The sequence below is a fragment of the Limnohabitans sp. TEGF005 genome, assembly GCF_055394835.1.
In genome coordinates, this window is record NZ_AP029226.1 from 1,354,369 (window position 1) to 1,380,535 (window position 26,167).

Genomic DNA, 26,167 nt, shown 5'->3' on the forward strand with positions numbered 1-26,167 from the left:
GCTTCGAATTATAGCTGCAAAAAACGCTCTTTTCGGGGGCGCTTTTCAATTTGACGTGTTTTAGCGTCTTCGTGCCGCCCTCACCCCTTTGACACCCCTCACGCTGCCTAAAACTTTGTTCAAAGTAACCGCATCGCTGATTTCTACCGTGAAGGTCATCCAGGCCGTACCTTTGACAGACTGGGTTTGCACGCCGATCACATTCATTTTTTCTTTGGCAAAGACTTCAGAAATATCGCGCAGCAGGCCCTGACGGTCAAAAGCCTCCACCGCCACATCGACCGGATAAACCGAGGCATTGGCGCCTTTGTGCTCACCCCATCGAACATCGATTACGCGTTCGCCATACCGCGAGGCCAGTTCGCGAAAATTACTGCAGTCCTGGCGATGGATGCTCACACCCTTACCGCGTGTCACAAAGCCGCTGATGGCATCGGGCGGCGCGGGTTTGCAGCAGCGCGAGAGTTGCGTGAGCAGTGAATCGACCCCAACCACCAGCACGCCCGATGGCGATTTTCGGGCCACTGCGCCTTTGAACTTCTTTTGAAAATATTCGTCTGGTTGCAGCGCTGGCTCGGGCGGGTTGAGCAAGACCTCGATGTTGCGCAGCGAGTATTCGTCTTTGCCCACCACTTCGAACAAGCCATCCGCCGACTTGAAACCCAGCTGGCTGGCCAAATCTTCCAAGCGGATGGCGGTGCGCCCCAAGCGTTGCAGCAATTTTTCTACGGCTTCGCGGCCACGGGAAATGGTTTCTTCGCTGATTTGAGCGTTGAACCAGGCCCGCACCTTGGCCCGTGCACGCGGACTGGCGAGATACGCCAGTTCGGGGTTCAGCCAGTCGCGAGATGGCCCACCTTCTTTGATGGCCGTGATCTCTACGGTCTGGCCATTGGCCAATTGGGTGCTCAGCGGCACCATGACGCCGTCCACCTTGGCACCACGGCATCGGTGGCCCAGATTGGTATGCACCGTGTAAGCGAAGTCGATGGGGGTAGCGCCTTGTGGCAGCTCGACCACCGCAGCTTCAGGCGTCAGCACGTAAATGCGGTCGTCAAACAAGCCGTTGCCTTGTGCATTGCCCTGCTGCGCTGCGCCCGACAGGTCGCGTTCCCAGGCCAGCAGCTGACGCAGCACGGCAATTTTGGTGTCGTATTCACTGTTGGCCGAGACCCCGGCGTAGCCTTTGGCACCGGCTTCTTTGTAAGCCCAATGCGCGGCGACACCATGTTCTGCATGTTCGTGCATAGCTTGGGTGCGAATTTGCACTTCAATCGGACCCCCATCAACATCACGCACCACGGTGTGCAAAGACTGGTAGCCGTTGGCTTTGGGCTTGGCAATGTAGTCGTCAAACTCTTCTGCAATGGGGGCAAAGTGCTCGTGAACCCAACTGAGCACCTGGTAGCAGTCAGCCACGCTGGGTACCACCACGCGCAGCGCCCGGATGTCAAACACGCGGTCAAACGCCAGCGACTTGCCGCGCATTTTGCGCACGATGCTGTAGATGTGTTTGGGTCGCCCCTCGACGGACGCTTTGATGCCTTGGCTCGCCAGGGCTTGTTGCAAGCGTTGACGCAATTCGACCATGTACCGTTCACGCTCGGCGCGTTTTTCATCCAGCAGCCGGGCAATGTCTTTGTAGGTGGCGGGCTCCAGAAAGCGGAAGGACAAATCTTCCATTTCCCATTTGATCTGCCAGATGCCCAAGCGGTTGGCCAGCGGGGCAAACACCTGCAAAGACTCACTGGCCAATGCAGGGGGCACGGGCAATTTGGTGGCCGCGAAATGGCGCAGGGTTTGCAACCGCGAAGCCAGGCGCAGCATGACCACGCGCAAATCGCGGCTGAACGCCAGCAGCATCTTGCGCACGTTTTCGGTTTGCAACTGCGGGCTGAGCGGCGTGTTATCGGCACCCTGGGTTTTCGACTCTGCCGCCCTGGACAGACGCTGCACATGCACCAGTTGGTTGGTTTGCATGGCCAATTGCGCCAGATTGGGACCAAAGGCTTTGGCGATGACCTCTTCGGGCTTGTTCAGGTGCGGGCAGGCATAGACCAGATAACTGGCTGCTTGCATGGCAACCGAACCACCAATGTCAGCCAGAATCGCGGCCACGGCATCGGCATGGACCAGGATGTTTTCTCCGGTGTCCAGCGTTTCACCGGCGATCAAAGGATCGGCAAAGGCGCGGGCTTTGGCCAGGGTTTCAGCTTGCTCAGCCGCGTCTGCGGTGGCCAGCATCACAGGCGGCAAATGCGTAATGGTTGAGTGAGGCGCATGCAATCGGCCCGATGCCGATATCGGGCTTGCAGAATGACTGGATGAAGGGCTGACCATGGTGTCAAACGCCCAGCAAGAAATTAGCCACCACCGCGATCTGGTCATCACCCGTCAAGGTGGGTGCATGGCCAAAACCAGGCCAAGTGTCCAGTTGGGCATGGGGGCCGCGCTGGGTCATGACGGTCGCGGTTTCTGGCGTCAGCAAGTCCGAGTCTTGACCCCGAATAAGCAGTGTTTGCGCCTGTATCTGATCGTACAAAGCCCACAATGCCACTTCACCAGCGGCTGCGATTTCGGGCGTCATGGCACGAACAGGAACACCAATGGCGGGGTCGTAATGCAAGGTCAATTTGCCATCTGTGCCGGGTCGGGTCATGTGCGCTGACATGTCGAGCCAGACATCGGCTGCCACCGGGCCGAAGCCTTGAGACAGTGCCCACATGGCTGCAGCGGCCTCATCAAGGTCTGCAAATTGACCAAAGTGCCCGACATAGCCCTGCATGCGCTGGACGGAGCTCCAGGTGATCGCCGGACCCACATCGTTGAGTACCAAGCGGCGAATGGGCGCTGGCAAAGGCAAGCCGGGCTGACCCGCCAACACCATGCCGATCAAGCCACCCATGCTGGTTCCGACCCAGTCCAGCGTTTGAATCGGCTTGTCATCTCCCGTTTGGGCCATCATTTGGGCGTTGACTTGGCCCAACATGGCCAGCATGTCTGCGGCGTATTGTGGAATCTGGTAACCGGCAGGATCGCTCAGCCAATCGCTGCGGCCGCGCCCCACCACGTCAGGACAAATGATTTGCAGCGCTTGCGGGCTTTGAGACACCAGTGCCTGCGCGAGCCGGTCAAAGTCACGGCCTTGGCGCGTTAAACCGTGGGCACACACCACCAGACGGCGGGCATTGACATCGCCCCAACGCCAATACGCCATGCGGTGCTGGCCCTCGGGGTGGGGGCAAGACACAAATTCAAGCAAAGGTTGACCAGTTTGGGTGTTCATGACATTCGGAAACAATCTGGGCGCTCGTCAGCTAAAACTGAGCTTTTGCAGCGCCATAATGGACTTTTGAACATCCTAATTCATCTCTGGAGTGGAAATCATGTTGCAAGGTAAAACAGCTTTGGTCACTGGTTCAACCAGCGGTATCGGACTGGGCATCGCCAAGTCCTTGGCGCGTCAAGGTGCCAACATCGTTTTGAATGGCTTTGGCGATTACGAGGGTCCCAAAGCCGAGATTGCGGCACTGGGTGTCAAAGTCGCCTATCACGGTGCCGACATGAGCAAAGCCAGCGAGATCGAAGCCATGATGAAGTTTGCCGCTGACACCTTTGGGCGCGTCGACATTTTGGTCAACAACGCGGGCATCCAGCATGTGGCCAGGATTGAAGACTTTCCGGTTGAGCGCTGGGACGCGATCATTGCGATCAACCTGACCAGTGCATTTCATGCCACACGTCTGGCACTGCCCGCCATGAAAGCATCTAACTGGGGCCGCATCATCAACGTGGCATCCATTCACGGCTTGGTGGGTTCGGCAGAAAAGTCGGCTTATGTTGCCGCCAAGCACGGCGTGGTCGGCCTGACCAAAGTCACCGCTCTTGAAAACGCCACCACGGGCGTGACCTGCAACGCCATTTGCCCCGGCTGGGTGTTGACGCCGCTGGTGCAAAAACAGGTGGACGCCAAGGCCGCAGCCATGGGCTTGTCCAACGAAGAAGCCAAGAAAGTTTTGTTGCAAGAGAAAGAGCCCTCCATGGAGTTCACCACCCCCGAAGAGCTTGGCGACTTGGCTGTGTTCTTCTGTTCACCCGCAGGCAACAACGTGCGCGGCGTGGCCTGGAACATGGACGGCGGCTGGACCGCTCAATAAACCCATGAGCACATCCCCACGCTTGGACAAAATTGTCATCGTTGACGATGACGCTCGCATTCGCGACTTGTTGCGCCGCTTCCTGTCGCAAGAAGGTTTTGACGTGTTGCTGGCCGAAGACGGCCGTGCGCTAGACCGTATCTTGCAACGCGAAACCATCAACCTCATGGTGCTCGATCTGATGCTGCCAGGTGAAGATGGCTTGAGTATTTGCCGTCGCCTGCGGGCTGCGGGTGTCAAAACGCCCGTCATCATGCTGACCGCCAAAGTCGAAGATGTGGACCGCATCACGGGCCTGGAAATCGGTGCGGACGATTACTTGGGCAAACCCTTCAACCCGCGTGAACTGTTAGCCCGAATTCATGCGGTCCTGCGGCGCAGACCCCAAAGCGAAGTACCAGGCGCGCCCTCCTCTGGTGACCATGAAGTCATCGTATTCGGCGCGTTTACACTCGATTTGGGAACGCGTGCATTCTCCAAAAACGGGCAGGACATGCCATTGACCACTGGCGAATTTGCCATGCTCAAGGCCTTGGCCAGACACCCCAAACAACCCCTGACACGTGACAAATTGGCGCAATTGGCCCGAGGCCGTGAATTCGAGCCGTTTGACCGCAGCCTGGACGTGCAAATTTCGCGCTTGAGAAAAATGATCGAGGTCGACCCGGCTACCCCCAAAATCATTCAAACCGTCTGGGGTGTGGGCTATGTGTTTATCCCTGATGGGCAGCCGTGAACGCGCCTGAAAACGCCACAAACGACAGCGAAGAGGTCGAGAAGCCGGCACGCAGGCTCAAGCTGAGCCTGTTTTGGCGCACCTTCTTTTTGCTCGGTTTGTTGATCTTGTGCAGCAGCCTGGCTTGGCTGCAGATGTTCCGCACCCAAGAGTACGAGCCCCGCATTTTGCGCAACGCGCACCAAATAGCCACTGTGGTCAATTTGACCAAAACTGCGCTGATTCACACCGACGCGATCGCTCGGGTGTCCTTGCTCAAAATGCTGGCAGATGAAGAATCCTTCAGCATTCAGACCCGCGAACCCGGCGACCGCATCATCCCCTTTGGGGCATCGGGCATGGAAAACCGACTGGTCGAAGAGATGGTCAAACGCCTGGGGCCTGGCACCCTGATCGCTTCTAGCGTGAACGACACATATGGGCTGTGGGTGGGTTTCAAGATCGAGCGGGACAGTTATTGGCTGCAAATGGACCCTGAGCGTCTGCAACCCTTGGGGGGCTCAGCTTGGTTGACTTGGTTGGGTGTCACTTTGGCGCTGTCATTGGCCGGGGCCGCCATGATGGCCGGGCTGATCAACCGCCCGCTCAAGCGCCTGTCGTTTGCCGCCAGCCAAGTTCGCGAAGGGCATTTCAACACCTCCACACTGGACGAAGATGCGGCCACCAGCGAGATTCGCGAGGTCAACATCGGCTTCAACCGGATGGCCGAGCGCTTGGCCAAGATCGAGCAAGAGCGGGCCTTGATGTTGGCTGGCATTTCGCACGATCTGCGCACGCCACTGGCCCGCTTGCGGCTAGAGACCGAGTTGAGCGTTGCCGACCTTGAAACCCGTGATTTGATGGCGGCTGACATTGCCCAGCTTGACGACATCATCGACAAATTTCTCGACTACGCACGGCCCGAGCCCACCGACTTGGGGCCTGTGCTGTTGTCTGGCGTGATCAGCCGCAGCATTGCGCCTTGGCGCAACAACCCGCGCTTTGAAATCAATGTGGATGTGGCCGAAGACCTGCAAGTCAAAGCCGAGCAGGTGGAGCTGGTGCGTGTGCTGTCCAACCTGCTGGAAAATGCCCGCCGCTATGGCCAAAGCCCCAGCGACGGCGTGACACGGGTCGAGATCGTGGCCCGGCTGCACGAAGGTTGGGTCTTGCTGCGCGTGCGCGACCAAGGGCCCGGCGTGTCCGAAGAAGCCCTGAAAAACCTGACGCAACCGTTTTTTCGCGGCGATGCCGCCAGAACATCGGCCACAGGCTCCGGCTTGGGTCTGGCGATTGTGGAGCGCTCGGTGCAGCGCATGGGCGGCACGTTTTCAGTGTTCAACAACAGCTCAGGTGGTTTGATGGCGCTGATGAAGTTCCGGCAGGCACAAAACGAGGCGTAAGGCACCTCAGGCATTCGGCCGCTTAAACCTTCTTGAGCAGCACGACCGCACGCGCCTCCATGCTTTGGCCCATGCCCACCGGCCCCAATTTTTCGGCCGTTTTGGCCTTCACATTCACCTGATCGGTTTGCACGCCCAGCGCCTTGGCCACCCCTGAGTTGATGGCGGACATGTGCGGGGCCAGCTTGGGTGCCTGGGCCACGATGGTGCTGTCCACATTCACCAGTTCCCAGCCTTGGGCCCGGACTCTGCGCATGGCTTCTGCCAGCAGCACTGACGAATCAGCCCCTTTGAATTGCGCGTCCGTGTCCGGAAAATGCCGCCCAATGTCGCCCAAGCCCGCTGCACCCAACACCGCGTCGGTGATGGCGTGCAACAGCACATCGGCATCTGAATGGCCCATTAAACCCACCGTGTGGGCAATCTCCACGCCGCCCAAAATCAACTTGCGACCGGGCACCAGGGCATGCACGTCCCAGCCTTCGCCAATGCGGATATTCATGCTTTGCCTTTCAGGACTGCCTCGGCAAACGCAAAGTCTGCCGGGTAAGTGACTTTCAAATTTTGGGCCGAACCTGGCACCAAGCGCGGAGACAATCCGAGGCGCTCCATCGCGCTGGACTCGTCGGTAATGCCTTCAAAACCGCTGGCCGACACGCTGGCCAAAGCCTCGTGCAAAGCGCCCAAACGGAACATCTGTGGCGTTTGTGCCAACCATTTGTCGGCACGAGGCACCGTGCTGGCCACCCGTGCGCCCTGCTCGTCGAGTGCATGTGATTTCAAAGTGTCAGGCAATGGCAATGCCAACAAACCGCCCACGGCGTCATCCCGGCAGGCCTCGATCAGTTGCGACACCGCCTCGGGCGTGATCAGGCACCGCGCTGCATCGTGCACCAAAACCCAGTCACTGTCGGGCACACCGGCTTGGCGCATGGCATGCAAGCCATTGAACACGCTTTGGGCTCGGCTTGCACCACCACAAGACACACGCCGAAAATGGCTGGGCCAAGCCTGCTCGGGCCAACTGAAATCATCGACCGGCGACAAAATCACCCAGCCACTCGTCAATTGCGGCACCCGGGCCAGGGCCTGCACCGTGTGCATGACCATGGGCTGGCCGGCCACATCCTGGTATTGCTTGGGCTGGGCGGTGCCCGCACGGCTGCCCGTGCCAGCACAAGGCACCAAAGTATGGAAACAGGAGGCAGAGGTCTTGGACATGGGCTTGAATTGTAGGAGGTCCCCTCGGCGGCCGAAGCCTGCACCCATGCCCACGGCCAGCAAGGGGGCTCTCTGGCCTCGCTTCTACAATGACAATGTCTGTTGATCATTTCCACCCCCCTCCATCCCGGCGGGGGGTGTTTTGCTTTTTTCCGGTCGCCCCGCCATGCAACTCCCCAGCCTCACCATCGGCAAACGATTCACCCTGCCCTGCCCCGTCGGATCGGCGGACGCTGTGCTGCTGGCCCAGCTGGCCCAGCGCGAGAAGAAGGCCGGCAAGCTGACCGCCATCGTCACCAGCGATGCCGCTGATGCCCAACGCCTGATGGACGAGTTGGTGTTTTTTGCACCTGACCTGCGCTGCGTGATGTTTCCGGACTGGGAAACCCTGCCGTATGACACCTTCTCGCCGCACCAGGACTTGATCAGCGAGCGCCTGGCCACGCTCTGGCGCATTCGCCAACGCGACCATGCAGAATCCGCCGACGTGGTGCTGGTGCCCGCCACCACCGCCTTGTACCGGCTGGCTCCGCCGTCCTTTTTGGCGGGCTATACCTTCGAGTTCAAAGTCAAACAAAAGCTGGACGAAGCCCAGCTCAAGGCCCAGCTCACGCTGGCAGGTTACTCGCACGTCAGCCAAGTGGTCAGCCCCGGCGAATACGCGGTGCGTGGCGGCTTGATCGACCTCTTTCCCATGGGCTCATTGGTGCCTTACCGGGTGGATTTGTTTGACGACGAGATCGACTCCATCCGCACCTTTGACCCCGACAGCCAGCGCAGCCTTTACCCCGTGCCCGAAGTGCGCTTGCTGCCCGGGCGAGAGTTCCCGATGGACGAGGCCGCCCGTGCGCGCTTTCGCAGCCGCTGGCGCGAACTGCTCGAAGGGGACCCGACCAAAAGCCGTATCTACAAGGACATGGGCAACGGCGTGGCCACGGCGGGCATCGAGTACTACCTGCCGCTGTTCTTTGAAGAAACTGCCACGGTGTTTGACTACCTGGGCGTGGGTCAAGCGGATGCCGCCACTGTCGTGTTGCATGGCGATCTTGAACCGGCCTTTCAGCGCTTTTGGCAAGACACCCGCGACCGCTACCGGCTGGTGCAGGGTGACCCCGAGCGGCCGGTGCTGCCGCCCGATGCGCTGTTTTTGAGCGCCGAGCAGTTTTACACGCTGACCAACGGCCACGCGCAACTGGCGCTGCGCTCAGGTACAGCCGACGTGCCCGACAACACCCTGGCCCAAAACCTGCCCGAGCTGACCGTGGTGCGTGGTGCCGAAGACCCGCTGTCGCGACTGCAAGCGCACATCCGCAGCAGTGCCAGCCGGGTGCTGATCCTGGCCGAAAGCGATGGCCGCCGCGAGAGCCTTTTGGACTTCGTGCGCTCCAGCGGCCTCACGCCTCCGGTTTTTGACAGCCTGCAGGAGTTTTTGGACAGCGCCGAAAAAATCGGCATGGCCACCGCAGCGCTGGTCAGTGGTTTTCATTGGTTCGAGCACGACGTCGACCTGGTCACAGAAACCGAACTGTTTGCTGCAGGCCCAACCACACGCCGCCGAAAAAAGCAGGAGCAAGTCAGCGACGTTGAAGCGCTGATCAAGGACCTGAGCGAGCTGAACGTGGGCGACCCGGTGGTACACAGCGCGCACGGCATCGGCCGCTACCGGGGCCTGGTCAACATGGACATGGGGCAGAAAAACGAAGACGGCACGCCCGCCCTGCAAGAGTTTTTGCACCTTGAATACGCTGACAAGGCCACGCTCTATGTGCCCGTGAGCCAGTTGCAGCTGATTGGCCGCTACACGGGCGTGAGCGCCGACGAAGCGCCGATGCACAAACTGGGCAGCGGCCAGTGGGAAAAGGCCAAACGCCGCGCCGCCGAACAGGTGCGCGACGCGGCCGCCGAGCTGCTGAACATCTACGCCCGTCGGGCCGCGCGTGAGGGGCACCCCTTCCGTTACAGCCCGCAGGACTACGAAACCTTTGCCAATGATTTCGGCTTCGAAGAAACCGCCGATCAAAAGGCCGCCATCCACTGCGTGATCCAGGACATGATCAGCCCCCGCCCCATGGACCGCCTGGTCTGTGGCGATGTGGGCTTTGGCAAAACCGAGGTCGCGCTGCGCGCCGCCTTTGTGGCCGTGACCGGTGGCAAGCAAGTCGCCCTGCTGGCCCCCACCACGCTGCTGGCCGAGCAGCACTTCCAAACCCTCAAAGACCGCTTTGCCAAATGGCCCGTCAAGGTGGCCGAAGTCTCGCGCTTTCGTTCAGGCAAAGAAGTCACTGCCGCCCTCAAAGGCATCGCCGATGGCACGGTGGACATCGTGGTCGGCACGCACAAACTGCTGAGCGAATCTACGAAATTCCACGACCTGGGCCTGCTCATCATCGACGAGGAACACCGCTTTGGCGTGCGCCACAAAGAGGCCATGAAAGGCCTGCGGGCCGAGGTCGATGTGCTCACGCTGACGGCCACCCCGATTCCCCGCACCATGGGCATGGCCCTCGAAGGTCTGCGCGACCTGAGCGTGATCGCCACCGCGCCGCAACGGCGTTTGGCCATCAAAACCTTTGTGCGCAACGAAGGCACGGGCGTGATCCGCGAGGCGGTGCTGCGCGAACTCAAGCGCGGCGGCCAGTGCTACTTTTTGCACAACGAAGTCGAGACCATCGAAAACCGCAAGCAAAAACTTGAAGAAATCTTGCCCGAAGCCCGCATTGCCGTGGCCCACGGCCAAATGCCCGAGCGCGAACTGGAGCGCGTGATGCGCGATTTTGTGGCCCAGCGCTATAACATCTTGCTGTGCTCGACCATCATCGAGACCGGCATCGACGTGCCCACGGCCAACACCATCGTCATCAGCCGCGCCGACAAATTTGGCCTGGCCCAGTTGCACCAACTGCGCGGGCGCGTGGGCCGATCACACCACCAAGCCTATGCCTATTTGATGGTGCCCGAGATCGAAGGCCTGACCAAACAGGCCGCACAGCGACTGGACGCCATCCAGCAAATGGAAGAACTGGGCAGCGGCTTTTACCTGGCCATGCACGATCTGGAAATTCGCGGTGCGGGCGAAGTGCTGGGCGAAAACCAGAGCGGCAACATGCTCGAAGTGGGCTTTCAGCTTTACAACGAAATGTTGTCCGAAGCGGTGCGCAGCCTCAAAGCAGGCAAAGAGCCCGATTTGCTCAGCCCCTTGTCGGTCACCACCGACATCAATCTGCACGCCCCCGCCCTTCTGCCCAACGACTATTGCGGCGATGTGCACTTGCGCCTGAGCTTCTACAAAAAACTGGCGACTGCCAAAACCAGCGACCAGATCGACGCCCTGCTGGAAGAAATCGTGGACCGTTTTGGCAAATTGCCAGCGCAGGCCCAAACCTTGGTGGACGTGCACCGCCTGCGCGTGTTGACCCAGCCCTACGGCGTGATCAAGGTCGACGCCGCCCCGGGCGTCATCCAGATCACCTTCAAATCCAACCCACCCGTGGACCCCATGGCCATCATTGGCCTGATCCAAAAGAACAAACACATCAAGCTGGCGGGTAACGACAAACTGCGGATTGAGCGCGAACTGCCCGACCCCAAGGCGCGGGCGCAGATGGTGCGGGATGTGCTGCGCTCATTGGGCCAACCCAAGACCGAAACAGCAGCTGCCTGAGCCCCATCAAGATCTTCGATAATCCTGCCCATGACCACCGCCACCGAATTCGCCCCCGGCCTTGCCATTCAGGGATTCACCGCCCCGCTGTCTTTGTCCCAGTTCAAGCTGATCGCGTTTGACATGGACTCCACGCTCATCAGCATCGAGTGCATCGACGAAATTGCCGATGCCGTGGGCCGCAAGGCCGAGGTGGCGGCCATCACCGAGGCCGCCATGCGCGGCGAGATCAGCGACTTTAAAGAAAGCCTGCGCCGCCGCCTGGCCTTGCTCAAGGGCGTGACGCTGGCCGACATGGAGCGCGTGTACACCGAGCGCCTGCAGATCAACCCCGGCGCAGCCAATTTGATCGCCGCTTGCCAAAAGGCGGGCATGAAGGTGCTGCTGGTGTCGGGTGGCTTCACCTTCTTTGCAGACCGGGTCAAAGACCGCCTGAACATCGACTTCGCCCGCTCCAACCAACTGGAGATCGTGGGTGGCGAACTCACGGGTGGCCTGGTCATGCAAAGCTGGGGCGACATTTGCGATGGCGCCGAAAAACGCCGGACATTGCTGGAGGTGGCCAGTTTGCTGGGCATCGAGGCGCACGAGTGCATCGCCATGGGCGACGGGGCCAACGATTTGCCCATGATGGGCGCGGCAGGTCTGTCGGTGGCCTACCACGCCAAACCCAAGGTGCGTGAGCAGGCCATGGTGGCCATTCAAGATGGCGGGCTCGACCGCCTGCTGGAAGTGGTGCTGCCCTGAATGATGGCCACAGGTCGGGGCTAAAGCCCCGATCTACTTGCGCTGGCGCAGTGGCTTGAGCAGGTCGCTGAGGCCGTTGTGGTCGATCTCTTGCATCAAGCGCAGCAATTGCCCCACTTCGCCTTTGGGGAAACCCTCTCGCGCAAACCAGTTGAGGTAGTTGCCGGGCAAGTCGGCGATCAGCACGCCCTTGTGTTTGCCAAAGGGCATGGGCAGGGTGACCAGCTTCTCCAAGTCTTCGGGTTTCATGCTGAACACCTCATCCTTGGCCGCCTAGCCATTGGCGCACACGGGCCTGAAACGCCTCGGGCTCTGACACCATGACCCAGTGCCCACAAGCTAGGCCCTGCACAGCGCAGTCCGGGCGGGCAGCTAATTTGTCCAGCCATTCTGGTGAATGGAACATGAAGGGTTTGCGTGCGCCATACACATACAGCATGGGCATGGGCAACTGCACCGGGGCGGCACGCCTGAAACCACCGGCTGCGCCGAACCACTTCATGGCATAGGGATAGTTCATGCGGTAGGTGATGCTGGCCGGGTCTGTTGGGCAACGCAACCATCGGGCCATGGCACGGGTCATGCGATTGCCCATGCCCGGGCTGAAAGAACGGCCAATTTTCCAGGCCACAGCGAGCCAGTACTGGTAGGCGAAAACCGCGAACTTTTCACGCAGTGCCAAGCTGCGCTGCAAACGTGACGAATTGTGGTCGCCCACGTCCACCGCCACCACACGGGCCACGCGCTCGGGGTGACGAATGGCAAATTCATAACCAAACACGCATCCCCAATCGTGCAGCATCAGCGTCACAGGTTTCCCCGGGCTGATGCGGTTGATCACGCGGCGCAAAAATTGGTTCATCTCGTCGAGTGAGATGGCAGACACCGGACCACGCGTAAAGCCCGGCAAGGTCAACCGCGCACAAACATGGTCAGTCCTGAGGGCCAGCACTGTGTCATCCCACAAGGCACGGGTATCGGGCCAGCCATGCAGCATAAGGATGACCTGATCCCCCTGCCCCTGCAGCAAGACTTCAGTGCCATCAACATCCAGGGACAGTTCTGTGGTCATCGCTTAAAACAGGTGGGCGTCAAATCAAAGCGCCTTGGCCAGACGCGAGACGCCTTCCAAAATCTTGTCTTCGCCCACAGTGGCAAAGCTCAGGCGGAAGGTGGCGTTGTCGGGGTTGGCGCAGAAAAACGGTGTGCCGGGCACAAAGGCCACGCCGTTGTCGATGGCACGTTTGGCAAACACATTGCCATCGGCCATCTTGCCGCCTGCGCCCGTCAGGCGGGCCCAGACAAACAAGCCACCTTGCGGTTGCACAAACTCGATGGCATCGCCCAGATCTTTGCGCAAAGCATCACCCATGGTTTGAGCACGTTTGGCATAAACGGCGCGCACTTTGTCGAGCGTGGCGGGCATGCGGCCAGCCAGCAAATATTGCGCTGCAGTGGCTTGGGCAAAGGTGCTGGTGTGCGCGTCGCTGAACTGCTTGCACATGGTGGCGCGGGCCAGCAATTCAGGCGGTGCGATCATCCAGCCGACACGCAAACCGGGTGACAACACTTTAGACAGAGACCCGCAATGCACCAGCAGCTCACGGCTGCCGGGCACAGACGCACTCAGGGCCAGTAAGCTGGGCGGAGGCACTTCGCCAAAATACAAATCGCCATAGGGGTCGTCTTCGACGATGAGGGTTTGGTGCTTCACGGCCATTTGCAAAACCTGCTGGCGTCGTTCAGCACTCAGCAAGGCTCCGCTGGGGTTGCCGAAAGTGGGGATCAGGTAAACGAACTTGGGTTTGTGCTCGGCGATCAACTTTTCCAACTCATCGGTTTTGACACCGTGGCCGTCCACAGGGGCGCTGATGAGCTCTGCACCATAGAGGCGAAAGCACTGGATGGTGGCGAGGAATGTCGGGCCTTCCACGATCACCTTGTCGCCAGGGCTGATCATGGTTTTGCCGATCAAATCGAGCGCCTGCTGGCTGCCGGTGGTCACGATCAACTGATCCGGGGTCACGTCTTGAGCGCCCTTTTGGGCCATGAAGTGGGCCAATTGTTCGCGCAACGGGCCGTAGCCTTCGGTTGCGCCATATTGCAACGCCGCACCGGGGTCTTGCGTCAAAGCCGCGTTGCTGGCTTCACGGATGCCGTCCACGTCAAACATCGCGCTGTCAGGGAATCCACCCGCAAAGCTGATGATGCCGGGCTTGCCCAAGAGCTTGAACAGCTCGCGGATGGCGGAGGTTTCGACGTTGTTCAGGCGATCGGCAAATTGCAAAGGCATGGTGTATCTTCCCGTGTTGACTTGGCCGACATTTTGCCAACATCCGGACGCCTCATGAAACCCGCTCAAATTGAATCTTTTTTTGCCACCTTGCAAGCGGCCAACCCGATGCCCGTCACCGAGCTGGAATACACCAGCGTGTTCGAGCTGTTGACCGCCGTGCTGCTGTCGGCGCAGGCCACTGACGTGGGCGTGAACAAGGCCACGCGCAAGTTGTTTCCCGTGGCGGGTGCGCCGCAAAAAATCCTGGACCTTGGTCTGGAAGGCCTGGAGAGTTACATCAAGACCATCGGCCTTTATCACAGCAAGGCAAAACACCTGCTGGAAACCTGCCGGATGTTGGTCGAACAACACGGCGGCCAAGTACCCCGCACGCGCGAAGCCCTTGAAGCCCTGCCGGGTGTGGGCCGTAAAACCGCCAATGTGGTGCTGAACTCGGCCTTTGGCGAGCCGACCATGGCGGTGGACACCCATATCTTCCGCTTGGGCAACCGCACGGGTCTGGCCCCAGGCAAAACGCCCCTCGAAGTCGAGCAAAAGCTGCTCAAGCGCATTCCGGGCAAGTATTTGGTTGACGCCCACCACTGGCTGATCCTGCATGGACGCTATGTCTGCCAGGCGCGCAAACCGCAGTGCGGGCAGTGCGCGGTGGCTGCTTTTTGCGACTACAAGCCGAAAACGGCCTGAATGCAGGGTTCATGGATACCCGGTCAAGCCGGGTATGACAGACAGGCGTGAACCCGTGCCTCGCCACCCCCGACCTAATCGGGGTCCATACCTCATACCTCGTCACCCCCGACCCGATCGGGGGTCGCTACCCCGTGCCTCGTCACCCCCGACCTGATCGGGGGTCCATGACTTCGGCGGGTAAAATTATGATTTCGCTGATTCGGCTGCCCCTTGCCATTGGCCTGGTGCCCTTCACCCCCAGAGCGCTGCCGCTCTGCCTTTTTGAATCCGAGCCCATTCACCTATGACGCGAGCCCTGCCGCGTGCCCACTTCAACAGCTCACGACTGGTGCGTTTTCTGTCCGAAAACGCCTTGACAGATGCCGCCCCTGCAGGGGGCGATGTCGGACAAAAGCTGGGCGATTGGCTGAACTTTCGCCAAGCCATTGCCTTGCACGGCTTGCTGAACCCGGAGCCCAGGCCAGACCCACAGCCAGCCCACATGCGCCGTGCGGCCATGATGACCGCCGAGGCCCTGGGTAAGCATGTGGACAAAGTCCGTGCCCAGCTGGAGCAATCCATCATGCAAGGCGCACCACCAGGCTCCGGTCTTGCACGAATAGACATGCCGTTGCCGGAAATGGATGAGCCCATCGAGGTCAAAACCGCTTTTGAACCCTACCGGCGCTTTTATGCCGCACATCAGCGGCAAATGGAAAGCACTGTTCAGAAACTGCGCTCGCAAGTGCGCGGACAGCTGAGCAAAAGTGCCGGCACTTTGCAGCAATTGGCGACGCTGGATACGGCTTTTGAAAGCATTCTCAGTGAGCGCGAAGCGGCACTGCTCGCCAAGGTGCCCAAATTGCTCGAAAAGCGCTTTGTGCAAGCCATCAAACAGCACCTCAAGCAAGCAACCGAACTCCGGGCCGAGGGCTCAGAGGATGCACCAAGCGCACAGTCAAGTGTCAACGCTTGGCTCATGCCGCTGCGCCAAACGATGCGCTCAGCTTTGCTGGCCGAGCTGGACACCCGATTGCAACCCACACTCGGCCTGCTTGAAGCATTCAACCAAGAAACACCACAAGAACAATGAAACGATATTCCTTCGAAACAGCCTTTGGACTGGGCGCATTGGCCGTCGTCTGGGTCGCCGCAGCTGTGGCAAGCAGCCACTTTTTGGTGTTGGTCATGACCGCTTTGATCGGGGGTGTCTATGTTTTTGGTGCCATGGAGTTGCGCCAATACCGGACGGCCAGCCACAGCTTGGGCCGGGCACTGGCAGAAATTCCAGCAGACCTTCAAAACCTGAACGACTGGTTGATCACCCTGCCCGCAGGCCTGCAAAGCGCGGTGCGCCAGCGCGTCGAGGGCGAGCGTGTCGGCCTGCCTGGCCCTGCCCTCACCCCTTATTTGGTGGGTTTGTTGGTCATGCTGGGCATGTTGGGCACCTTTTTGGGCATGGTCGTGACCCTCAACGGGGCTGTGTTTGCACTAGAGGGCTCCACCAACATAGCCGGTATTCGTGCGGCATTTTCTGAACCCATCAAGGGTTTGGGCCTGGCTTTTGGCACCTCGGTGGCGGGCGTGGCGACCTCCGCCATGTTGGGCCTGATGAGCAGCTTGGTGCGCAAAGAACGCGCACAAATGGCGCAAGTGTTGGACGCGCACATCGCCACCAGCCTGCGTGGCTTTTCACTGACGCACCAGAGGCAAGAAACTTTCAAGGCATTGCAGCAGCAATCGCAAGCGCTGCCCCAAGTCGTGCAGCAGCTGCAGGCCATGATGGCGCATATGGCCCAAACCAGCCAACAACTGGGTGACCGTTTGCTGGACAACCAACAAAGCTTCCAGCAAGAAGTGCGAGCGACCTACACGGGCCTTGCGCAATCGGTAGACCAGTCGCTGCGCACCAGCCTGAGCCAAAGCATGCAATTGGCCAGCGATGGCATTCGCCCGGTGGTGCAATCAACCATGACGCAACTGGCCGAGCAGGCCCACAGCATGAACGAGCGCCTGCTGCACAACACGCAACAGCAACTGGGCGAGCTCAACACGCAGATGACAAGCACCGCCGCTGCCTTGGCACAGAGCAGCGCCGAAACGCTCAGCCGCCACGAACTGGCCAGCACACGCATGACCGAGCGCGTCGGCCAAACCCTGGACGCCTTCAGCCAACATTTCGAGCGCAGCGCCCATAGCTTGGTTGAACAGGTCAGCGCCGCACAAGCGCAGCAACTGGCCCAGCAAAGTGGTGCAGACCAGCAGCGCCTGCAAGCCTGGCAAGCCGCACTGGAGCAGATGGCCTCGGCACTGCACGGCCAATGGCAAGCCTCGGGCACACAAACACTGGCGCAGCAACAAGCCATTTGCGACGCGCTGGGCCAAACAGCCCAAGCCATCCAGACGCACGCCCAAACCCACGCGAGTCAGACACTGGCCAACATCACGCGCTTGCACGACGAACGCAGTGCGGCCGACCAAGTGCGACTGGACACCTGGAAAGCTTCACTCGAAACCACCGCCGCCAGCCTGGACCAACAATGGCAAAGCGCGAGCGCACAGACGCTGGCACAACAGCAAGCGATTTGCGACACCTTGACCCGCACAGCACAAGACATCACCACCCACACGCAAACCCAGGCCACACAGACCCTGTCTGAAGTGACGCGCCTGATGGCCAGCAGCGAAACGCTGATGCGAGAGCGCATCGCATCTGAGGCGCAATGGGCCGGTCAACATCAACAACGCGCCGAAGAACTGGCCGCTGTGTTGCGCCAAGAACTATCGACCCTCCGCGAGCAAGAAGCGCTGCGGGGCGACGCCGCCGTGGCCCGTCTGGCCGAACTGCAAAGCACCGTGACCACCCACCTGACCACACTCGGAACGGCGCTGGAGGAACCGATCACTCGTTTGATCGAAACCGCCTCCGAAGCGCCCAAGGCCGCTGCCGAGGTCATTGGCCAACTGCGCCAGGAAATCTCGGTCAGTGTGGCGCGAGACAACGCACTGCTCGAAGAGCGCACCCGCATCCTGGGCACACTCAGCACCTTGCTGGACGCGATCAACCACGCATCCACCGAACAGCGCGGTGTCATTGACGCATTGCTCGTTTCCAGCAAAGCATCGTTGGCCCAGACCAGTGGCCAGTTCCACGAACATGTGGCTGCCGAAACCGGCAAGCTGAGCGATATTGCAGCGCAGGTCACGGCCAGTGCGGTCGATGTGGCCAGCCTGGGTGAGACCTTCGGCTTTGCAGTGCGGGCGTTCAGTGAGACCAATGAAAAGCTCATGAACAACCTGCAGCGCATCGAACAAGCCATTGACAAGTCGATGACGCGCAGCGACGAACAACTGGCCTATTACGTGGCACAGGCCCGCGAAATGATTGACCTGAGCATTGGCAGCCAGAAAGACGTGCTCGAAGCCCTGCAACAGCGCCAGGCCGAAGGAGCCGCTTGATGCAGGAATACGACGCAGACGTCGATTCGACCGCACCCACCTGGATCTCATTTGCCGACCTGATGACGGGTCTGTTGGGCGCCTTTGTGCTGTTGCTGGTGGGCGTCATGGCCACGCAACTTGAGATGGCCTCCAAGCTCGAAGACGAGGTGCAGAAACGCCAAGTGGAAGAGCAAAAACGCATTTCGCTGGAACAAGCGCTGGCGATTCCGTTGGCCAGTGGCCGCATCACCCTGAACAACGGCCGCATCGGCATCAGCGGCAAATTGCTGTTTGAGTTGAACTCGGACAAGCTGGAACCCGAGGGCCGAAAGTTGCTCAAAAGCTTGGTGGTACCGCTGCGCAGCTATCTGCAGTCTCGTGACGAAATACTCATGGTCAGTGGCTTCACCGACGACAAGGCGGTCGGCAACCGAAACCGCCAGTTTGAAGACAACTGGGAACTGTCGGCCCAACGGGCACTCAAGGTGACGCGCACCTTGATCGAAGAAGGCATGCCCTCAGCCATGCTGTTTGCCGCCGCTTTTGGCCAGGAACAACCCCTGGTGGCCAACACCAGTGACAAAGCCCGTGCCCAGAACCGCCGCGTTGAAATGGCACCCGTACCCAAAGCCGCCAATACCGTCGATGCAGCGCAGGCCAACAGCAAGCCAAACTGAGCAACGCGACATGACCGAAGCCCCGTCAACCCTGACCAAGCTGGATGAGCTGCAAGCCACACTGCGGGCGTCTGGTGCCGCGCATTTTGATTTGGTGGCTTGGCATTACATCGGTGTATTGGCTGAACGGGCGCGCCAACAAAAAGGTCCTGCTCAGGGCTTGCTTTGCGACAAACTGGCGCAAGCCATTGATCGCTTGAAAACGAGGTTTGAGGCAGCGCAACGGGCAGCCGCCCATGGCACGGCAACAGAAGTCAAATCCACGCGTTCGCCCTTGGCTGACTTACTGGACGACATGAAACCGCCCACGGCCGACGCCAACACGCGCAAACCAGGTGACTGGCGCACAGAGAGCCCGCGGATTCGACAATTTCGCAAGCAGCTGGGCCAGATCAGCGTGCAAAAGAAGGTTTCGCAAGCCATTGCTCAAGCCCCCCAAAACGCCGGGCCGATCAACTCTCACATGCTGGTGCTGCGCTCACTGGGCATCATGCGCGATGTATCGCCGGACTACCTGAACCGGTTCATGAACTATGTGGACACCTTGTTGTGCCTGGATCAAGCAGGTCAAGCCAAGGTGAAACCCAAAATGGCTGATGCGGCCATGGCGAAGGGCCGGGTCGCGCCTCAGCGACCGAGCTGACCCAACGCGGCTTGCAAGCCCGCCAGGCCACCCACGCGTTGGTCGTTGATGAAAATCTGCGGCATCTGGCGGACCGATGGACCGCACTTTTCGTAAAAAGCCATGCGCTCGGCCTCGCCGTCGATCTTGATTTCTTCAAAATCGAGCGACTTGGTTTTGAGCAGCATCTTGGCGGACTCGCATTGTGGGCATGCGGACTTGGAGTAAACGACGATTTTGAGTTGCATGGGGCTATTGATGGTGGAAGTGTTGGGAATGGATAAAACCGTTTGCAATTGGCAAGCGTTATCGGCAAGCGTTTTAAGTCGGGCTGGTTTTCAGCCGATTTAAACCAGCAAGGTCAATGCAGCAATAAGCACCTGGCTTCGGGGCATTGACTGGCCAAGTATCGCAAGACAAAGCTTGCATGTGAGGGGCCTGCAACAAATACTGCACCGCTCGGATCACGCCGGCATGCGTGATCCAAACCACATCAGGCAAGTTCAGGGCTTGGACTTTGACCAGCATCAAAGCCACACGCGTGATCACGTCTTGAGTGCTTTCTGCGCCGCCCACGGGGTAGTGGGCAAAGTTGTCGACCCATTCATCTACCGCAGGCTGCCCGATGCTGTCCCACGTTTGCATTTCCCAATGGCCAAAATCCATCTCTTGCAAACTCGCGTCCCAAACCACCGGGCCTAAGTCAGGTCGCAAGCCGGTCAGGGCATCGGCCAGTTGACGGGTGCGGGTCAAAGGCGATGCCCATACCGGACAGCCTTGGGGCAACACTTGAGCCAGTTGATCGGCGGCAAGCCGAGTGCCTGCCGGATCAGCTTGCACATCGGTCTTGCCATAGCAAATACCCGCATCCAGCTGCACTGGGGCGTGACGGCACAACCACAGCTTCATGACGGTGCTGCCGATGCCGCTAGGCACAGCCCCAAATAAAAAGCGATTTCGGACAGTTGCTGGGTAGCCCCCAGACCATCCCCGGTGTAGCCCTGCAAGCGTTTGTGCAAACGCCAGCCCATGAACACGGCCGCAGCGAAAGCGGCCAACACAGCCGCAAGCAACGCAGCCCACGGCAAAACAAGTGCCGCAACGCCCATACACAATAGCCACCAAAGCCCCCCTGCTGCCAAGGCTGCAAGCCCGATGCTGTCGGCGAGCGGTTTGGACTTGGATTGCGGCGTGTCCCCTACATGCCCCAAGCAGCGAATCAGCCACAAAGGCGTGTAGCGCGATGAAACATGGGCCGCAAACAAAGCCACCAGCACCCACTGCAGGTGAATTTGCGCCAGCAACACCAGCAGGCTGATTTTGGCCAGCACCGCCAACACCAAGGCGATGGCGCCGTACGTGCCGATGCGCGAATCTTTCATGATGTCGAGTGCACGCTCGCGGGTGAAGCCCCCACCCAGACCATCGGCGGTATCGGCCAGGCCGTCTTCGTGAAACGCCCCGGTTAACATCACGCTGAAGGCCGTGCTGAAGATCGCCGCCACCCAAACACTGGCCGCTTGCGGGGGCAAGGCCCAGCAAAACGCGGCAAACACGCCCGCAGACGAGCCGCCAACAATCCAGCCCATTGCCGGAAAATGAGCGGCACTGGCCCGCAACATGGCGGGGGAATAACCCACCCACGCAGCCAGTTTGCTCGTGACGGGGATGCGGGTAAAAAACTGCACCGCCAGCAAAAAATGACGCAAAAAATTCATCTTCAAGCGGCGATGGGGTTGGGGTTGGGGTTGGCTTCATCTTGGCGTGACACGCCTGCCGATTCAAAACTGGCCATCTGACTCAAGATCGCGCAGGCGCTTTGCAGCAAAGGCCAGGCCATGGCCGCACCGGAACCTTCGCCCAAACGCAAGCCCAAATCCAGCAAGGGTTCAGCCTTCAGGTGCGCCAGCATGAGGGCATGGCCACGCTCGCCAGAGCGGTGCGCAAACACGCAGCGTTGCAGCACGTTGGATTGAATGGCACCGGCCACCAACACCGCCGCGCTGGCAATGAAACCGTCGACCACCACCACCCGGCGCTCATGGGCGGCTTGCAACACGGCCCCAACCATCGTGGCGATTTCAAACCCGCCAAAGGCTTGCAAAGCCTGCAAGGGGGTTTGCGCGTGGGCATGGCGGGCCAGAACCTGGCGTAACACACCAATCTTGCGCTGCACCGCTTCGGCATCCAGTCCGGTGCCTGCGCCCGTGCAATCCACAATGTCCAGCCCGGCCAAGCGGCTCATCAAAAGCGAGGCCGCCGAGGTGTTGCCAATGCCCATTTCACCCAACAACAAGGCGTTGCCCGGCAAGTTGCTCAGCAATTGGGCACCTTGGCTCAGCGCTTGGTCGCACTGGGCTTCGGTCATTGCCTGGCCCTCTAGGGCATCGGCGGTTCCAGCGGCAATTTTGCGGTCAAGCAAGCCTGGGCGCGGCGCAAAGTCGTGCTGCACGCCACAATCCACCACCGTCAGGCCAATGCCGTGCTGACGCGCCAGCACGCTCACGGCAGCCCCACCTGACAAAAAGTTTTCGACCATTTGCCAAGTCACGTCGCTTGGGAAAGCCGACACGCCGCGTGCGGCCAAGCCGTGGTCAGCAGCAAAAACAACCAATTGCGGAGACTCCAGTGCCGGGGTTTCGGTGCCCAGAATCAAACCAATGCGTTGTGCCAATGCTTCGATTCGGCCCAGCGAACCCAGAGGTTTGGTTTTGTTGTCCAGCTTTTGCTGCAAACGGGTGGATAACTCAGTTTGCGAGATATCCGGGATGGCGGGGGCAGAAAAAGTCATGGTCAATCCTTTTGAATCAAAGCGTCAAGTACACCGGGTTCGATGTGAGTTTCAAGAAACTGGGCCAAGCCGTCAAAGACGCTGTCCAGTGTGGGGGCTTGGGTGCCAAAGAGGGCTTGCAACACCGCAGCGTCTTCGAACAAGCCGTGTAAATAGCAGCCCAACACGTTGCCCACAGCGTTTTGCCAGCCGAGGCCGGGCATGACTTCGCGGGCGACATCGCCTGCCAGGGCCATGGCCGGGTGTTGCGCGGTTTGGCCGTGGTGAATTTCGTAGCCAGTGGCAGCAACGCCCGACAAGGCATGCCAAGGGCAGGTGACTTCGGAAAAAGTCGCTTGGGTTCTCGTGACGGTTTTGAGGGGATCGAAAACGGTGACCAGGGGCAACAAGCCCAGGCCCGGTGCATTGCCGTCAATGCCGTGCGGGTCAATCAGGGCTTCGCCCAGCATTTGCAATCCGCCACATATGCCCAACACCCTGCCCCCTTTGGCTGCATGAGCGGCCACGGTATGGTCCAAGCCTTGGGCACGCAGCCATTGCAAATCAGCCGCAGTGGCTTTGGAGCCGGGCAACACGATCCAGTCGGCCCCGGCACAGTCGGCTGGGCTTCGCGCCCATACCAGGCGGATGCCCGGCACGTTTTTGAGTGGCTGAAACTCGTCCAGATTACTCAAGCGAGGGTAAGCCACCACAGCCACCGTGGTGTGCACGACACCGAAGGATCGCGCGCTGTCGTCGAACACGCCATCTTCTTCGGGCAAACCGTGTTGCCGCCACATAGGCAAAGTGGCCACTACCGGCACGCCCGTGAGCTGTTGCAGCATCTCGGGTGCGGGGGCCAGCAAGCGTGCATCGCCCCTGAATTTGTTCAGCACAAAGCCTTTTATCAAGGCTTGCTCGTTGGCGGGCAACAGGGCCCAAGTGCCGTAAAGGTGCGCAAACGCGCCACCCCGGTCAATGTCGGTGACCAGCAAACACCGGGCTTGCACATGCCGGGCCACGCGCATGTTCACGATGTCGCTGGCGTGCAGGTTGATCTCGGCAGGAGAGCCTGCCCCCTCGATCACCACCACATCATTTTCTGCGCACAAGGCATCCAAAGCCGCAGTGATGTAGGGCCAGACTTTTTCGCTGCGTTCGCGCCAAGGGGTGTCGCCCAGTTCGCGGTTAACCTCGCCCATCAACACCACTTGGCTGCGGGTATCGGCTTCGGGTTTGAGCAGCACGGGGTTCATGCGCACCTCGGGCTCTGCCCGGGCGGCCAGCGCCTGAAAATATTGTGCGCTGCCGATTTCGCCAGCTTGGGTTTGCCTGTGGGCGTTGGCCACACCCGCCACCACGCGGGCGTTGTTGCTCATGTTTTGCGCCTTGAATGGGGCCACCTTGAGTCCGCGTTGCGCGTAATGACGACACAGCGCCGTGGTGAGCCAGCTTTTGCCGGCGCCACTGGTGGTGCCCAGCACCATCACGCAAACAGCAGTCATGCGGATACCTCCTTCAATGCCGCATCTAGCGCAGCCAAAGCTTCGGGCGACTGCGCACTCATGCGCCACCAGCCTGGCAGGTCAAACGAGGTGGCGTCGCGGAACTTGATGCCTTGCCGACGCAGCACGCGGGCATCCAATGGCAATGGGGGCTTTGCACAGAAATAAGGGGTGTCGGTGGGAGCGCAGGTCCATCCGTGGTTTTGCAGTGTTTCGCGCAGGGCCCGCAGCCATTGGGCCAGCCTTGGGCGGCTTTGCGCGACCCATTGCTGGGTCTCAGCCAGCGTCCACGCCTGCAGCATGGCTTCGCCATGAACCCCGATAGGCCAAGAAGCGGCCAAAGCATCGAGTGCCAACACATCGGCCTCTGCACCCACAGGAGCAATGGCGTATGCAGCGCGTACGCCCGTCAAGCCCAGCGCCTTGTTGGGTGACCAGAGTTGCCAAACTTGCTCGAGTTGCTCAGCGCTCAAGGCGCTTTGGCCCTGCAAGCGCAAAGGCGCGTAAGCCCGGTCCACGACCAAGGTCACTTGGGAGGCTTGAAGGGTCAAGCCAGATTGATTCGAAGTGGTATCAGGTAAGCCCGACAAGATGGTAGCCAAGGTTTGCGCTGATTCACTTTGACCCAAAGGGCTGCCGGGGTCGCACAGCCAACGCAATTGGCCATGATGCTTTGACCCAGCAAGCGTTGCCACAGAATCCGCCAAAAATGTTGAACGGTTGGCGCTGGTTGAAAAGTCTGTCAATTGGATGGTCTGCAAGCCCCAGGCCTGGGCGGCATGGGTGTAATCGCCATAAGCGTGCGGCGGAGTCCAAAAATGACGGTCACCCGCACGCCAGCGCCACGCCGTGATGCGTTGAATGCATTCACTGGCACTGGCCGCCAGCAGCACCCGCTCGGGAGCCACCCCATGCAAGCCAGCGAGAGCACTATGCAAGTGGGTGTAACCAGGGTCCGGGTAGCGTTGCGGGTTGGCTTGTTGCACAGCATGCAGCGTGACCGGGCAGGGCCCGCAGGCGTTGGCGTTGCTTGAAAAGTCCCAACGAACCGGACCCAGCACATCGGTGCCACCGTGTTGACGGACGGGCTGAATCAGCACATTGGGTGCCTGCAGCGAAGTTTGCAAAACGGACATCAAACACCCCACCCTGTGGATAGCAAGGGCCACTGCAAAGAGCCGCCCAGCACGGTCACGATGACCACGAAAGCAGCCACAGCCGCCAAACTTGCCACCACCTGCCCACAAACGCGCAAAGCCATGGCGGTGTCTGCCGCCAGTGGGGCCCTGCCCTGCGGGTTGAGTTGGTAAACCCCGGTTTTGCCCAAACGAATGCCCAAACCCACGGCCAAAGCCCCCATCGGCCAACCTCCATTGGGTGAGGGCGTCAGGCCCGCGTTGTGCATGACCCGGGTCATACCGCGCCACAAGGTCGGCAGCCCAAGCAAAACAGCGGTCAGTCGGGCGGGTACCCAAGACAAGACATCGTCCACGCGGGCGGTCCACTTGCCTGCCCAGGCCCAATTGCGGCCTTGGCGCTCGCCGGGGTAACCCCACATGGCGTCTGCGGTATTGGCAAAACGATAAAGGGCCGCGCCAGGCAAACCGGCCACCGCAAACCAAAACAAAGGGGCCACTACCGAGTCGTTGAGGTTTTCAGCCAAGGTAGACAGCGCGGCTTCGCGCACTTGGGTGGCTTCCAGCGCCGAGACATCGCGGCTGACCAGCCAGCCTACACGCTCGCGTCCAGCATCGAGCGATTCAGCCAGCGCTTGCTCCACAGCCAGCACCTCGTCGCGCAACATTCGCCAGGCCAGCATGGGCTTGAGCAGCAAGCCCAGCAACAGCATTTGCAGCCAGGGTTGCTGATGCAGCCAAGCACCTTGCAACACCAGCCCATTGGCCAGCGCTGCAACAACAAGCACCAACAAGGCCCCCAGAGTCCAAGCGAAGCAACCTCTGAGAAACTCGTTCAGAGAGCGTGCGACTTTTGTGGCCACCTTTTCGGTCATTTTTTTAGCCAATTTTCCGGCAACTTTCTAAGACCCTTTCATGGCCACTATCGGAGCCACATAAGGTTCGGCAAGGTTCAAATAGCGCCCCATCCAGACCACCGGGTGCCAGCGTCCCTTGGGTTCGCCAAACCCAAGGTCTATGGCCAAGGCCACCATCACAGCGCCTGCAACAACAAGCCAGTCGGGCAGGCTCAGCAGGGACAAAGTGACCGTTTGGAGTGTCATCTTGTTAGGAGCTAAGGGTGCGGAACGGCGCAACTGCTGGCTAAAGT

The 26,167-nt window shown here is 60.0% G+C and carries 23 protein-coding genes and 1 pseudogene; 10 read left to right on the top strand and 14 right to left on the bottom strand.

The window, feature by feature from the left end; genetic code table 11:
• Nucleotides 1–60: 60 nt before the first annotated feature.
• A complete protein-coding gene (locus ACZ5RG_RS06475) occupies nt 61–2,244 on the bottom strand; it encodes a RelA/SpoT family protein (RefSeq protein ID WP_464448077.1) in 2,184 nt (727 codons plus the stop codon).
• A 100-nt stretch (nt 2,245–2,344) separates the two neighbouring features.
• Nucleotides 2,345–3,286, bottom strand: coding sequence for an alpha/beta fold hydrolase (locus ACZ5RG_RS06480; RefSeq protein WP_298597838.1), 942 nt, complete (start codon nt 3,284–3,286; stop codon nt 2,345–2,347).
• 100 nt (nt 3,287–3,386) lie between these two features.
• Between ACZ5RG_RS06480 and ACZ5RG_RS06485 the strand changes: the two genes are divergently transcribed.
• From ACZ5RG_RS06485 to ACZ5RG_RS06495, 3 genes are read left to right on the top strand one after another with little or no spacing between them, the layout of a single operon-like run.
• Nucleotides 3,387–4,157 carry a 3-hydroxybutyrate dehydrogenase gene (locus tag ACZ5RG_RS06485; RefSeq protein ID WP_298597841.1) on the top strand — a complete coding sequence of 257 codons (771 nt, stop codon included), beginning with the start codon at nt 3,387–3,389 and terminating at the stop codon, nt 4,155–4,157.
• 4 nt (nt 4,158–4,161) lie between these two features.
• Nucleotides 4,162–4,893, top strand: coding sequence for an osmolarity response regulator transcription factor OmpR (ompR, locus tag ACZ5RG_RS06490; RefSeq protein ID WP_312260610.1), 732 nt, complete (start codon nt 4,162–4,164; stop codon nt 4,891–4,893).
• Nucleotides 4,890–6,275: an ATP-binding protein gene (locus tag ACZ5RG_RS06495; protein ID WP_312260609.1), complete on the top strand. Its 1,386-nt coding sequence runs from the start codon at nt 4,890–4,892 to the stop codon at nt 6,273–6,275. Before ompR ends, ACZ5RG_RS06495 begins: the two co-directional genes overlap by 4 nt.
• A 22-nt stretch (nt 6,276–6,297) precedes the next feature.
• Here ACZ5RG_RS06495 and ispF read toward each other — a convergent pair whose 3' ends face one another.
• Entirely contained in the window at nt 6,298–6,777 is a 480-nt protein-coding gene (ispF, locus tag ACZ5RG_RS06500; RefSeq protein ID WP_298597848.1) for a 2-C-methyl-D-erythritol 2,4-cyclodiphosphate synthase, read from the bottom strand.
• Nucleotides 6,774–7,496 (bottom strand): 2-C-methyl-D-erythritol 4-phosphate cytidylyltransferase, encoded by a 723-nt coding sequence (ispD, locus tag ACZ5RG_RS06505; protein WP_464448078.1) that lies wholly within the window; start codon nt 7,494–7,496, stop codon nt 6,774–6,776. Before ispD ends, ispF begins: the two co-directional genes overlap by 4 nt.
• 166 nt (nt 7,497–7,662) lie before the next feature.
• On the opposite strand from ispD, the gene mfd reads away from it, so the two are divergent.
• Together mfd and serB are read left to right on the top strand one after the other, a co-directional pair.
• Nucleotides 7,663–11,157, top strand: a complete 3,495-nt coding sequence (gene mfd / locus ACZ5RG_RS06510) for a transcription-repair coupling factor (RefSeq protein ID WP_464448079.1) — start codon at nt 7,663–7,665, stop codon at nt 11,155–11,157.
• A 30-nt stretch (nt 11,158–11,187) separates the two neighbouring features.
• Nucleotides 11,188–11,904, top strand: a complete 717-nt coding sequence (serB, locus tag ACZ5RG_RS06515) for a phosphoserine phosphatase SerB (protein ID WP_464448080.1) — start codon at nt 11,188–11,190, stop codon at nt 11,902–11,904.
• Nucleotides 11,905–11,937: 33 nt separating this feature from the next.
• Here serB and ACZ5RG_RS06520 read toward each other — a convergent pair whose 3' ends face one another.
• The 3 genes from ACZ5RG_RS06520 to ACZ5RG_RS06530 are packed head-to-tail and all read right to left on the bottom strand — an operon-like array spanning nt 11,938 to nt 14,197.
• On the bottom strand, nt 11,938–12,153 hold the full coding sequence (locus ACZ5RG_RS06520) for a DUF3820 family protein (RefSeq protein WP_298597082.1): 216 nt from the start codon (nt 12,151–12,153) through the stop codon (nt 11,938–11,940).
• A gap of 10 nt (nt 12,154–12,163) precedes the next feature.
• Nucleotides 12,164–12,976 (bottom strand): alpha/beta fold hydrolase, encoded by an 813-nt coding sequence (locus ACZ5RG_RS06525; RefSeq protein WP_464448081.1) that lies wholly within the window; start codon nt 12,974–12,976, stop codon nt 12,164–12,166.
• A 24-nt stretch (nt 12,977–13,000) separates the two neighbouring features.
• The gene (locus ACZ5RG_RS06530; RefSeq protein WP_464448082.1) at nt 13,001–14,197 is read right to left on the bottom strand and encodes an aminotransferase-like domain-containing protein; all 1,197 of its coding nucleotides are present in this window, start codon (nt 14,195–14,197) and stop codon (nt 13,001–13,003) included.
• A 54-nt stretch (nt 14,198–14,251) separates the two neighbouring features.
• On the opposite strand from ACZ5RG_RS06530, the gene nth reads away from it, so the two are divergent.
• From nth to ACZ5RG_RS06555, 5 genes are all read left to right on the top strand, one after another.
• On the top strand, nt 14,252–14,884 hold the full coding sequence (nth, locus tag ACZ5RG_RS06535; protein WP_315137432.1) for an endonuclease III: 633 nt from the start codon (nt 14,252–14,254) through the stop codon (nt 14,882–14,884).
• Between the two features lie 286 nt (nt 14,885–15,170).
• The gene (locus tag ACZ5RG_RS06540; protein WP_464448083.1) at nt 15,171–15,959 is read left to right on the top strand and encodes a DUF3348 family protein; all 789 of its coding nucleotides are present in this window, start codon (nt 15,171–15,173) and stop codon (nt 15,957–15,959) included.
• Nucleotides 15,956–18,325 (top strand): DUF802 domain-containing protein, encoded by a 2,370-nt coding sequence (locus ACZ5RG_RS06545; RefSeq protein WP_464448084.1) that lies wholly within the window; start codon nt 15,956–15,958, stop codon nt 18,323–18,325. The genes ACZ5RG_RS06540 and ACZ5RG_RS06545 overlap by 4 nt, the downstream gene beginning before the upstream one ends.
• Nucleotides 18,325–18,984: an OmpA family protein gene (locus ACZ5RG_RS06550; RefSeq protein ID WP_298597099.1), complete on the top strand. Its 660-nt coding sequence runs from the start codon at nt 18,325–18,327 to the stop codon at nt 18,982–18,984. Before ACZ5RG_RS06545 ends, ACZ5RG_RS06550 begins: the two co-directional genes overlap by 1 nt.
• 10 nt (nt 18,985–18,994) lie before the next feature.
• Nucleotides 18,995–19,627 carry a DUF2894 domain-containing protein gene (locus ACZ5RG_RS06555; RefSeq protein ID WP_298597102.1) on the top strand — a complete coding sequence of 211 codons (633 nt, stop codon included), beginning with the start codon at nt 18,995–18,997 and terminating at the stop codon, nt 19,625–19,627.
• Here ACZ5RG_RS06555 and ACZ5RG_RS06560 read toward each other — a convergent pair.
• The 7 genes and pseudogenes from ACZ5RG_RS06560 to cbiB form a co-directional block, all read right to left on the bottom strand.
• Nucleotides 19,612–19,854 carry a glutaredoxin family protein gene (locus ACZ5RG_RS06560; protein ID WP_298597105.1) on the bottom strand — a complete coding sequence of 81 codons (243 nt, stop codon included), beginning with the start codon at nt 19,852–19,854 and terminating at the stop codon, nt 19,612–19,614. The genes ACZ5RG_RS06555 and ACZ5RG_RS06560 overlap by 16 nt on opposite strands.
• Nucleotides 19,855–19,927: 73 nt before the next feature.
• A complete protein-coding gene (locus tag ACZ5RG_RS06565) occupies nt 19,928–20,515 on the bottom strand; it encodes a histidine phosphatase family protein (RefSeq protein ID WP_298597108.1) in 588 nt (195 codons plus the stop codon).
• On the bottom strand, nt 20,512–21,324 hold the full coding sequence (locus ACZ5RG_RS06570) for an adenosylcobinamide-GDP ribazoletransferase (RefSeq protein ID WP_464448184.1): 813 nt from the start codon (nt 21,322–21,324) through the stop codon (nt 20,512–20,514). Before ACZ5RG_RS06570 ends, ACZ5RG_RS06565 begins: the two co-directional genes overlap by 4 nt.
• A 2-nt stretch (nt 21,325–21,326) precedes the next feature.
• Complete coding sequence (gene cobT, locus ACZ5RG_RS06575) at nt 21,327–22,397, bottom strand: nicotinate-nucleotide--dimethylbenzimidazole phosphoribosyltransferase (protein WP_464448085.1); 1,071 nt, start codon at nt 22,395–22,397, stop codon at nt 21,327–21,329.
• A gap of 2 nt (nt 22,398–22,399) precedes the next feature.
• Nucleotides 22,400–23,881, bottom strand: coding sequence for a cobyric acid synthase (locus tag ACZ5RG_RS06580; protein ID WP_298597114.1), 1,482 nt, complete (start codon nt 23,879–23,881; stop codon nt 22,400–22,402).
• The gene (locus ACZ5RG_RS06585; RefSeq protein ID WP_315137412.1) at nt 23,878–25,017 is read right to left on the bottom strand and encodes an aminotransferase class I/II-fold pyridoxal phosphate-dependent enzyme; all 1,140 of its coding nucleotides are present in this window, start codon (nt 25,015–25,017) and stop codon (nt 23,878–23,880) included. Before ACZ5RG_RS06585 ends, ACZ5RG_RS06580 begins: the two co-directional genes overlap by 4 nt.
• Nucleotides 25,017–26,120: pseudogene (cbiB, locus tag ACZ5RG_RS06590) on the bottom strand (adenosylcobinamide-phosphate synthase CbiB). Before cbiB ends, ACZ5RG_RS06585 begins: the two are co-directional and overlap by 1 nt.
• Nucleotides 26,121–26,167: the final 47 nt, after the last annotated feature.